We start from the raw sequence: 11809 nt of genomic DNA, 5'->3' as shown, positions 1-11809 counted from the left end.
ATGAAAAAGGAATTACAACTTGAACCAATAAGCAGCTGGGCACCCACCACCAATCGCCCATTAATCATCAGCGGACCATGCAGTGCAGAAACCGAACAACAGGTTATTACCACGGCAAAACAATTAGCGGCTACAGGCAATGTACATGTATTGCGCGCAGGGATCTGGAAACCCCGTACACGCCCCGGCCAGTTTGAAGGCATGGGGTTGGAGGGTTTAAACTGGCTCATACAAGCGAAGAAGGAGACCGGTTTGCCCGTAGCAACCGAAGTGGCGAATGCTGCACATGTAGAAGCATGTTTGAAACTTGGCGTTGATATACTGTGGGTAGGTGCCCGATCAACCGTGAATCCATTTTCAGTTCAGGAAATTGCCGATGCGCTAAAAGGTGTGGATGTGCCTGTGCTGGTCAAGAATCCTGTTAACCCCGACCTTGAATTATGGATTGGTGCGCTTGAACGTTTGAACAAAGCAGGCATCACCAAGTTGGCTGCCATACACCGTGGTTTTTCTTCTTTTGAAAAGGGCCCTTTTCGCAATGCACCCATGTGGGACCTGGCCATTGAGCTAAAAACACGAATACCGGAGCTGGATATTCTTTGCGACCCCAGCCACATTTGCGGCACGCGCGAGTTGATTCCGTTTATTGCGCAAAAAGCGCTTGATCTGGATATGGCCGGATTGATGATTGAAAGCCATATCAATCCTGATGCGGCATGGAGTGACGCAAAACAACAGGTAACTCCGGCCGTACTGACTAAAATTGTGAGTGGATTGGTGGTGCGCACGCCTTCGCCTGATGATAAGAAAGTAAAGGATGCACTGAGTGTTTTCCGTGAGCAGATTGATCAGTTGGATGATGAAATCATGCAGAAGTTTGCGGCCCGCATGAAAATCTCTGAAAAGATCGGGCAGTTTAAAAAGGAAAACCAGGTTACCATTTTGCAGGTAAACCGGTGGGAAGAAATTATCCACACACGCGTTGCGCTTGGTCTGGCCATGGGCTTGAGCGAAGAGTTTTCGAGGGAAATGCTAAAACTCGTTCACCAGGAGTCGATACAGGTTCAAACGAAGATTATGAATAAGGCGGATGTGAAGGTGTAGGTTTTCAGGTTTTGGGGTAAAGTTTTAGCTTTAGGCTTCTTTTTTGTAACGAAACAAGCCTATGAAGCCCGGTTTAATTCTATTTTGTTTTAGTTTTTTAAGTGCCATAGTTACCGCCCAGGATGTTGACAAGAATTATCTGTTAGGAAAATTCAACCCTGACCAGGATGCCCGGTTTGTACGATTGGATGACCAACATACAGGCGGCTCCGCCAAAGGGGCATATCTGCGCAAGGAAACCTACGAAGCATTTATCCGCATGGCCGAAGCGGCAAAAGAAGATGGCGTCAAGCTGACCATTATTTCGGCTACACGCAATTACTTTCAGCAGAAAGCCATCTGGGAAAGAAAGTGGATGGCGGAAGCATCCATTAAAAATGAAGCCGATCGTGCCAAAAAGATTTTATTGTTTTCCTCCATGCCGGGCACCTCGCGCCATCACTGGGGAACGGATATGGACTTAAATGATCTGAACAACGAATACTTTGATTCCGGAGAGGGATTAAAAATTTATGAATGGCTCAAAGCCCATGCGCATGAGTATGGATTTTGTCAGCCCTACACCTCCAAAGTAAACGGCCGTACCGGCTATGAGGAAGAACGCTGGCATTGGTCATACACACCGCTTTCCATTCCTTTTTTGGAGGCCTACAAAAGCACCATCAAGCTATCGGATATAAAAGACTTTCTCGGAAGCGATACGGCACCGAAGTTGGACGTGATCGTTAATTATGTTGATGGGGTAGCGTGTAGATAACTTATTCTACGCAGACTTATGTAAATGTATCGTCTGTGTAGGATATGCAAACTCAATCCCTTCGTTTTCAAATGCCTCGTATATCCTGAAGTTCACATCCTGAATGATGTCCATGTATTGTTTGTAGTCTGCACTCTCCACAAAAAACACCACTTCAAAGTTCAGGCTAAAATCGCCATACATGGCAAAGTGTACCCTGTCGGGTGTGGTAAGGGGTTCGCTCTCTACAATTTTTGTAATAATCTCCGGTATGCGTTTCAGCTTTTCGAGGGGCGTGCCATACACCACGCCAATGTTGAATAAAGCCCTTCGTTTTTCCAGGCGCCTGAAGTTATGGATGCGTGAGCCGGTAAGGTTGCTGTTGGAAATAACTAATTGTTCACCGGAAATACTTTTAATGCGTGTGGTTTTAATACCAATAAATTCAACCGTTCCGCGCTTGTCATCTACCACAATAAAATCACCAACCTCAAATGGCCGGTCAAAAAAGATTACAAAGTAATTGAACAAGTCGCCCAGAATATTTTGTGCGGCCAGCGCAATGGCAATACCACCAATGCCCAAGCCGGTAATAATGGCGGTAACATCATAGCCCAGGTTATCGAACAGAAACACGGCACCCAGCGCCCACACGGCAATGTTGATGACTACCATAATGCCGGTAATCTGCTTCAGCTTAGCTTCACCGTTTTCCTGCTTCAGTACATGTGTTTCCAGTGCTTTACGGATAACGGTAAGGATTATCCGGATAACGAAGTAGACGATAACGGCAGACGTGACCACGGTTACCAGGCGTGAAATGCGATCGGAGAGGTGCAGGTAATGAACACCCCAGTAGAAGATTGCATAATTGAGTATAGGCAAGCCAAAGCGTTCAAGGCCCATTACAATGTAATCGTCTATTTTATTGTCCGTGCGATCAGCAAATGCCTTTAGCCTTTTGAGCAGGTTATTGCGGAAAAGCCTTAGCAACAAAATACCGCCCACGATTATAGCTGTGGCGATAGCATACTCTTGAACCGTGTTGTTGAAATACGTTTTTTCTAAAATTTCTTCCATCTTTTACCCTGTAATGATTCCGGGGCAAAGGTAATCACTATGATCTTTTTTGACCCGGTAAATCATCAAAAAACCGTGTCCTGTTGATAAAATCCAGAACCACAGAGACCACCAAGTTTTCACTAAGTTCACGGATGCTCACTTTGAGGGCTTTGTGTCTTCTTTGTGCCACTTTGTGGTTAAGATTTTCGCCTGATAATTATCCCAAAAGTTTACTCAAGAATTAATACCATCATGCCGTGATTCTCCGTTAATTTTTCGGAAATTTCATCTCCCTTAATCCTTTCCCTATATGAAAAACCTTCCCTGGAAAAAGATCGGCTTGGTCGTAGTCGGCCTGGGCGTATTTGCCATTGCCTTGTTTTATGGTATCACCAGTAAGGGCACCCGCGAGCCAAAGGGTTTTATTAACCCCGCGTTTGCCGAATACATTTCATCCTACACCTCGGGTGTAGTCAGTTCGGTCTCTACCATTCGTATAACCTTGGTTAACCAGGCCGTTGATGATGCCGCGGTGGGGGAAGAGGCCAAAGGGAAACTGTTTTCATTTACCCCAGCCATAAAGGGAAAAGCGATTTGGATCGATAAGAACACGGTGGAGTTCAGGCCTGAAGGGCGACTGGTTTCCGGGCAACGCTACGAAGTGAATTTCAATTTGTCGCGGTTGATGGATGTGCCATCATCACTTTCTAATTTCATTTACTCCTTCCAGGTGATGCCGCAACACTATGAAGTTACTATTGACAATGTAAAACCTTATGTAAAAACGGAGCTCACCCGCCAAAAAATCGAAGGCGTTTTGTACACATCCGATTTTGCCGATGCAACGGCAATTGAAAAAGCCCTGAGTGCCCGGCAAGATGGTAAATCCCTTGCCGTAAACTGGAGTCATGGAGGCGAAGGGAAACAACACGCATTTATTATTGAGGAAGTAACGCGCAAGGAAGAAGCCAGTAACGTTATTGTTGCGATTAATGGAGAAGGTATTGGTATCAGCCAGTCCACGAGCCAGGAAATTGAAATCCCTGCTCTCAGTGATTTTAAAGTGATGAATGTTCGGGTCGATCAGGGATCTACGCAACATGTAATTGTTCAGTTTTCCGATCCGCTCAGCGAAAAACAAAACCTTGATGGCCTTATCCGCATAAGCGGTCTTTCCAGTCTGGATTATGAGGTACGCGACAACGAGGTAAGAGTATACCCTGCGGTTCGGCAAACCGGAAGCAAGACCATGACTGTTGAGGCCGGCATCCGCAATATTTTAAATTTTCGAATGAAAGAAGGCGCAAGCTTTGATGTTCAGTTTGAGGAATTAAAACCTGCCGTTCGGTTTACCGGTAAAGGCAACATCTTACCCGGTTCGGATGGTTTGATACTTCCGTTTGAAGCCGTTAACCTGAAAATGGTTGAAGTGCAAATTGTAAGAATCTTTGAAAACAATATTGTTCAGTTTTTACAGGTAAATAATTATGATGGTGCTTCCGAATTGCGAAGAGTAGGAAAACCTGTTTTAAAGAAAATTATTTCGCTGGAAAATTCAGGTGTAACGGATTTGGGAAAATGGAATCGTTTCACCTTGGACCTCGCTACATTGATCAATGCCGAGCCTGGTGCCATTTACCAGGTGCGGATCAACATCAAAAAATCGTATACAGCTTTGGCCTGTAATGAAGGAGAAGACTCATCGTCATCAGCATTTGAAGCTGAAGAAGATTGGTCAGATGGAGGGGGTGAATACAGCTACTGGGATTCCTATGATGATTACTACTATGGCTATGATTATGACTGGCAGGAGCGCGATAACCCATGTCACTCCTCTTATTATACCGGCCAGCGCAACATCAAAAAGAATGTGATCGCTTCCGATCTTGGCCTCATCGCCAAGCGTGGTGGCGATGGAAGCACCATCGTATTTGTTAACGACTTAAAAACCACACAACCGCTATCCGGTGTAACGCTTGAACTGTATGACTACCAACAACAATTGATTGGAACAGCATCCACCGGTAACGATGGTAAAGCAACACTTAATGCCAAAGAAATCCCGTTTGCATTGGTGGCAAAAATCGGTTCGCAACGCGGCTACTTACGGTTGCCCGATGGTGAGTCGTTATCGCTAAGTAGTTTTGATGTGGGTGGTGAACGTGTAAACAAAGGTTTGAAAGGATTCATTTATGGTGAGCGTGGCGTGTGGCGCCCTGGCGATTCGCTTTTCTTAACCTTTATGCTGGAGGATAAATTGAAACTAATTCCACAGGCTCATCCGGTTGTATTTGAACTTCAAAATCCACAAGGCCAGGTTACCAGTCGTTTGGTACGTTCCACCAGCGAAAACGGATTTTACAAGTTTGCTACTGCTACTGCATCCGATGCCCCAACCGGCAACTGGACAGCACGGGTAAAGGTTGGAGGAACAGAATTTACTCAAGCCATAAAAATTGAAACGGTAAAACCGAATCGCTTAAAAATCAAACTGGATTTTGGTGTAGAGAAGATCACAGCCGGTACCAATAACATATCGGGTAGCCTGAATGTAAACTGGTTGCACGGTGCACCGGGTAAAAACCTGTTGGCCGAATTTGAAGTGCTGCTTACCAAAGCTGAGACAAAGTTTTCAAAATATCCTGATTATACGTTTGAAGATCCATCAAAGGAATTTTACAGCGAGGCACAAACCATTTTCAGCGGTTACACCGATAGTGAAGGAAATGCGCGCGTTAATTTTTCATTGGAGCCCACTACTTCGGCTCCCGGGGCACTCAATGCTTTAATTCGTGGAAAAGTATTTGAAGAGAGTGGTAATTTTTCGGTTGACCGGTTTAGTATTCCATATTATCCGTATCGTTCCTTTACCGGCATGCGGTTGCCGTTAGGCGATAAGGCGCGCGGTATGTTGCTTACCGACACCACCCACACGGTTGATGTAGTCACCATTGATGCTGAAGGGAATCCGGTTTCACTGGATCGCGTGGAAGTATCTATTCACAAACTCCGCTGGCGGTCGTGGTGGGATAATACGGAGGAGAGTGCAGTGTACATGAGTGATTATTATGCAACACTGGTAAGTAAAGGCACGATACGCACCGTAAACGGAAAAGGTCAATGGAATTTTAAAATCAAGTACCCGGAATGGGGTCGTTATCTTGTAAAAGCTGTTGACCCAATATCCGGTCATAGCACAGCAAAAATCGTGTACATCGATTGGCCCGGCTGGGCAGGTCGCGCACGTGGCGGAAGCGAAGGTGCTACCATGCTTACCTTTTCTTCTGATAAACCGGCTTATACCATTGGCGAAAAGGCAAGTGTGGTAATACCGGGCAGCGGAACAGGTCGTGCTTTGGTTAGTATTGAAAACGGAAGCCGTGTGATTGAAAGCTATTGGGTAGACACCAAACAAGGCGATACACCTTTCAGCTTCACCATCACAAAGGACATGACCCCGAATATTTTTGTTCATGTATCCTTGATCCAACCCCATGCACAAACCATTAACGATTCGCCCATCAGGATGTACGGTGTTATTCCTGTTGGTGTTGAAGATCCGCAAACACATCTGGAGCCGGTCATCACCATGCCCGATGTGCTGGAGCCCGGTCAGGAAGTGGTGATAAAAGTTTCGGAAAAATCGAAACGCAAAATGACCTATACATTAGCCATGGTTGATGAAGGCCTGCTGGACTTAACCCGTTTTAAAACACCTGATCCGTGGAAGCGTTTTTATTCCCGTGAAGCATTAGGTGTAAAGACATGGGACTTATATGATAACGTGATGGGCGCTTTTGGTGGTCGCATTGAGCGGTTGCTTGCCGTGGGTGGTGACATGGCGTTGATGGCCGCCAAGGAGGAAGATGCAAAAGCCAATCGCTTTAAAGCAGTGGTAAAATTCCTTGGTCCCTTCACCTTAACAGGAGGAAGTAACGAACATAAATTTATCATGCCGCAATACATTGGCTCCGTTAAAACCATGGTTGTTGCAGGATATGAAGGCGCCTATGGATCAACGGAGAAGGCGACACCTGTTCGTAAACCATTAATGGTATTGGCTACACTACCGCGAGTGCTTGGCCCTGAGGAGAAATTAAAACTTCCGGTAACGCTCTTTACAATGGATAAAAATATCCGAAATGTAAAAGTGGAAGTTAAAACCAGTGGCCCGTTACGGCTGCGTGAAAATTCGCAAACAGTAAACATGGTTGGTGCTGACCAAACCATTGAATTTGACCTTTCGGTTTTAGCAACGCTTGGCATCGGAAAAGTTGAAGTGATAGCCACCTCCGGAAACTTCAAAGCCAGCGATGTAATTGATATTGAAATCCGTAACCCTAATCCTCCGGTAACAAAAGTTCAGGAAGCTATTTTGGAGGCGGGTAAAACATGGAATATAAATGTTACCGGTGCAGGCATGCCGGGCACCAACACGGCAACGCTGGAAGTTTCTTCCTTGCCTCCGATTAACCTTGGGCAGCGCATGCAATACTTGCTGCAATATCCCTATGGTTGTATCGAACAAACAACTTCTTCAGTATTTCCACAACTGTACCTGGATCAGGTAAAAGTGTTGACAGATGGAGAACGGAGTATGATTCAGGCGAATGTCAAGGCGGGTATTGAGCGCCTCAAATCGTTTCATCAACGCGATGGTGGCTTTGGGTATTGGCCAGGTGCCGAGAATGCCGACAGTTGGTCGACAACCTATGCCGGACATTTTCTGGTAGAGGCAGAAGCCAAAGGCTACCTCGTTCCGAACGATATGTTAAAGCGCTGGAAGAAATATCAACGCTCAAAAGCACAAGCCTGGCGAAGAAACCAGGAGACCTATAGCAGTGAATTAATACAAGCCTATCGTTTGTATTCGTTGGCTCTTGCGGGCGATCCTGAACTGGGTGCTATGAACAGGTTGCGTGAGCAGACCAGCCTCCCGTCCACCGCAGCGTGGATGTTGGCGGCTGCATATGCCAAAGCGGGTCAGCCCGAAGCAGCAAAAAGTTTAGTGGCTAATATTTCAACCTCGGTAAAACCGTATCAGGAAATGGCGTATACGTATGGATCGGATTTGCGCGATAAGGCAATTATTTTGGAAACACTGCTGTTGCTGGGGGATCGTACAAAAAGTTTTGAACTCTTGAAGGATATCTCAGCTTCTTTGAGTAACTCATCCTACTGGATGAGTACCCAATCGGTGGCGTGGTGTTTGAAATCCGTTGGTGCTTTTGCAGGCACGGAAAAACGTGGGGCATTAAAGTTCATTTACTCCTACAACGGAAAAGATGCAACAGCAAGTACCGAGTTACCCATCGCGCAAGTACCTGTTCAGGTTGATGGAGTAAAATCAAATGCATTAAAGGTGGTAAGTGAAAGTGCCGGTACGTTATATGTGCGGTTGATTGCTGAGGGTATTCCCGCCCGTGGCGAAGAAACGGAGGAGTTTAATAATTTAAACCTGACGATAACCTATACGGATGTTGATGGTCGTATCATTGATCCAACCCAATTGGAACAAGGCAAAGAGTTTATTGCTTCCGTTACGGTCTCGAATCCCGGCATGCGCGGTCCGTACAAAAATCTGGCGTTGAATCAGATTTTTCCATCGGGCTGGGAAATTAACAACTTGCGGTTAGATGAGGCCGAGAGCAGGCTTGGCGGTGACGTCCCAACCTATCAGGATATTCGTGATGATCGGGTTTATACCTATTTTGATTTGGGGACGAACCAGCGAAAAACGTTTCAGGTGATGCTTACGGCCAGCTATGTTGGAACCTATTATTTGCCGGCTGTAAGTTGTGAGGCTATGTACGACCGATCAATTTATGGCCGCAGAAAAGGACAGGTTGTTGAGGTGGTGAAGGCATCTGGAATTTAGCAGTTGTTGTGGAGTTGATAAGTGTTTTTGTGGCAGTAAAATGCATATTCCTTTTTGCCACCTTAGCACTAAATCACAAAAAGTTGAAACAATACGTCAGTGTTTATTTTTGAAAAATCAATAGATTATGATTTCTAAATCGTCTGCAAAAATCACCGTAATCTGCGGGATTAAATTCTTCTTATTATTTTTTATTGCCCACACCTCAACTGCTCAAACTACCAGGCAAAAAGAAATACTTGATCTCTCACAACGAAAATTTGTGTGGCTGATAAACAAACAATTAGATTCACTCAATCTCATCCTTGATAATGATCTGATGTACATCCACTCCAATGGCTGGACCGAATCCAAAAAAGATGTTCTGGAAGACCTTAGGTCGGGTAAATTGGTGTATGGAGATGTACAGATCGAAAATGCCCAAGTCAGGCTATATAAAAATGCGGCCATTGTTACCGGAACCGGTAAATTCTCGGGAGTAAACAGCGGCAACGCTTTCGATTTGCGTTTGCTCTACACCGAAGTGTATGTATTAAAGAATAAGAAATGGCTGCTGGCATCACGCCACGCCAACCGGCTTCCATAAATGGCATTTTCAAGAAAAAGTATAGTTATTGGTGGCAGTGTATTGGTTATTGCTTCAATCATCTATTATTTCTTATTGCCCGATAAATTATTCCATGATCCATATTGCACTGTGCTTGAAGATCGCAAAGGAGAATTGTTGTCGGCAACTATAGCCAAAGACGGTCAGTGGCGATTTCCACTGTTGGATACCGTACCCGATAAATTTAAGCAGGCACTGATTCACTATGAAGACAAACGTTTTATCAGTCATTGGGGAATTGATATTCGTGCTTTTGCCCGGGCGCTCCGGCAAAACCTGCAAGCGGGTAAAGTGATCAGTGGAGGAAGCACCATCACCATGCAGCTTGTCCGGCTATCGCGGAAGGGAAAAGGAAGAACTTATGGTGAGAAATTTATTGAAATAATACTGGCCACCCGCCTGGAGTTTAGCTATTCAAAAGATGAAATACTGGCTTTGTATGCCTCACATGCACCGTTTGGTGGTAATGTGGTAGGCCTTGAAGCTGCTTGCTGGCGTTATTTCGGTCGTGACGTAGATGAACTTTCGTGGGCAGAGGCAGCCCTGCTTACCGTGCTGCCGAATTCACCTTCACTCATCCATCCGGGCAGAAACAGGGATCGATTGTTGGTAAAACGAAATGCCCTTTTGGATAAACTTCAACAGGTTGGTGTGCTGGATGAAGCTACATGTCTTTTGGCAAAGGAAGAACAAATTCCTGATCAGCCGACACCCTTACCGCGTCACGCCCGGCATTTGATTCAACGTGCAGTTCGTGATGGATTAGAGCAAACACGGATACGCTCAACACTTGATGAAGGCGTGCAACGGAGGGTAGAACAAATTATCGATGATCACCACAAGCGCCTGGTTGGAAATCAAATCTATAATGCTGCTGCGTTGGTATTGGAAGTTGAAACCGGAAATGTGGTGGCCTACGTAGGCAATACGCAAACCGATCATTCGGGCTATCATGGTGAAGAGGTGGATATCATCAACGCACCGCGAAGTACGGGAAGTATTTTAAAGCCATTTTTGTTTGCAGCCATGTTGGATGAAGGAAAAATTTTAAGAACTACGTTGCTGCCGGATGTCCCTACCGTAATCAATGGCTTTGCCCCCAAAAATTTTAAACGCGAATTTGATGGTGCAGTGCCCGCGGATAAGGCATTGATCCGATCATTAAATATTCCAGCTGTATACATGCTTCAGCAGTATCGTTATGAAAAATTTCATTCACTGCTAAAGGATGCCGGCATGACTACGCTGAACAGACTTCCCGATCACTACGGGCTTGCTTTGATATTAGGCGGTGCAGAAGGAAAGTTATGGGACATCACTGGTATGTACGCTTCTATGGCACGTGTTTTAAATCGGTATTTTATGCGTTCTGAAAACCTGAAATACACCAATTCAGATTATCAAAGTCCATCATACATTCAAACTGCTCAAGCGAAAATGTCAACGGCTAATCTCGGGCCATCGGGTTTATTCAGTGCTTCAGCCATCTATCAAACCATTGATGTATTAAAAGAAGTTTACCGGCCGGGTGAAGAGACAGGCTGGCGTAACTTTTACAGTGCAAAAAAAATAGCCTGGAAAACCGGTACCAGTTTTGGCTTTCGTGACGGCTGGGCTGTTGGTGTAACACCACAGTATGCTGTTGGTGTGTGGGTGGGTAATGCCGATGGTGAAGGGAGACCGGGACTAACCGGAACGGAAACAGCCGCCCCGATTATGCTTGATATTTTTTCACAACTCCCCGGAAACGCGTGGTTTCAAGAGCCTTATATGGAGCTGGAACAAATACCGGTCTGCTCCATAAGTGGCCTGCGCATGGGTGAGTATTGTGAAAAGGCAGACACAACCTGGGTATGCGCCAGAGGCCTTGAGGTAAAGCCATGTACTTATCATAAAAAAGTACACCTAACCAAGGATAAGCGATACCGGGTGCATTTGAGTTGTGAAACCGTGGAGGGGATGGTTGAGCGTAACTGGTTTGTGCTGTCACCCATTCAGGAACATTATTTCAGACCCCGGAATATTTCATATAAAATCTTACCCCCGTTTAAGCCTGGCTGTGAGGCAGTTACGACATTGCGTACTATGGACATGGTTTATCCGAAGCAAAATGCCCGGCTTTTTATACCCAGGGAATTGGATGGTACCCCTGGAAGTTCTGTTTTTGAGCTTGCCCACCGCAATCCACAGGCTGTTGTTTTTTGGCATCTGAACGATCAATATCTTGGAAATACCCTCAAAAACCACCGATTTCCGCTAAATCCGGGCGGGGGAAGGCACCTTTTAACCTTGGTTGATGATTCCGGGGAGACCCTTGAAATTCACTTTGAAGTTGTATCAAAGTGATAAATATCTGATATGTAAGGTTTTAAATTGATTTAATTAATTCTAAATTTAACATGGTATACCTTTGTACCTGTTA

The 11809-nt window shown here is 45.3% G+C and carries 6 protein-coding genes; 5 read left to right on the top strand and 1 reads right to left on the bottom strand.

Going from position 1 to position 11809, the window contains the following annotated elements:
• A complete protein-coding gene (locus KIT51_16030) occupies positions 1 to 1104 on the top strand; it encodes a bifunctional 3-deoxy-7-phosphoheptulonate synthase/chorismate mutase type II (GenBank protein UYN86352.1) in 1104 nt (367 codons plus the stop codon).
• Positions 1105 to 1165: 61 nt separating this feature from the next.
• Entirely contained in the window at positions 1166 to 1861 is a 696-nt protein-coding gene (locus tag KIT51_16025; GenBank protein ID UYN86351.1) for a M15 family metallopeptidase, read from the top strand.
• A gap of 6 nt (positions 1862 to 1867) precedes the next feature.
• Here the strand turns inward: KIT51_16025 and KIT51_16020 are convergent, their stop codons facing one another.
• Positions 1868 to 2920, bottom strand: coding sequence for a mechanosensitive ion channel family protein (locus KIT51_16020; GenBank protein UYN86350.1), 1053 nt, complete (start codon positions 2918 to 2920; stop codon positions 1868 to 1870).
• A 292-nt stretch (positions 2921 to 3212) separates the two neighbouring features.
• Between KIT51_16020 and KIT51_16015 the strand changes: the two genes are divergently transcribed.
• From KIT51_16015 to pbpC, 3 genes are all read left to right on the top strand, one after another.
• Complete coding sequence (locus KIT51_16015; protein UYN86349.1) at positions 3213 to 8780, top strand: hypothetical protein; 5568 nt, start codon at positions 3213 to 3215, stop codon at positions 8778 to 8780.
• 127 nt (positions 8781 to 8907) lie between these two features.
• Positions 8908 to 9366, top strand: coding sequence for a nuclear transport factor 2 family protein (locus tag KIT51_16010; GenBank protein UYN86348.1), 459 nt, complete (start codon positions 8908 to 8910; stop codon positions 9364 to 9366).
• Positions 9367 to 11733 (top strand): penicillin-binding protein 1C, encoded by a 2367-nt coding sequence (gene pbpC / locus KIT51_16005; protein UYN86347.1) that lies wholly within the window; start codon positions 9367 to 9369, stop codon positions 11731 to 11733.
• Positions 11734 to 11809 lie beyond the last annotated feature (76 nt).

The sequence above is a fragment of the Cyclobacteriaceae bacterium genome, from assembly GCA_025808415.1.
Classification (GTDB): Bacteria; Bacteroidota; Bacteroidia; order Cytophagales; family Cyclobacteriaceae; genus UBA2336.
This window is presented reverse-complemented; position numbering and strand designations above follow the sequence as displayed.

Coding starts and splice junctions, on each gene's coding strand:
- KIT51_16030 (UYN86352.1), top strand. CDS start 1: ATGAAAAAGGAATTACAACTTGAACCAATAAGCAGCTGGGCACCCACC.
- KIT51_16025 (UYN86351.1), top strand. CDS start 1,166: ATGAAGCCCGGTTTAATTCTATTTTGTTTTAGTTTTTTAAGTGCCATA.
- KIT51_16020 (UYN86350.1), bottom strand. CDS start 2,920: ATGGAAGAAATTTTAGAAAAAACGTATTTCAACAACACGGTTCAAGAG.
- KIT51_16015 (UYN86349.1), top strand. CDS start 3,213: ATGAAAAACCTTCCCTGGAAAAAGATCGGCTTGGTCGTAGTCGGCCTG.
- KIT51_16010 (UYN86348.1), top strand. CDS start 8,908: ATGATTTCTAAATCGTCTGCAAAAATCACCGTAATCTGCGGGATTAAA.
- pbpC (UYN86347.1), top strand. CDS start 9,367: ATGGCATTTTCAAGAAAAAGTATAGTTATTGGTGGCAGTGTATTGGTT.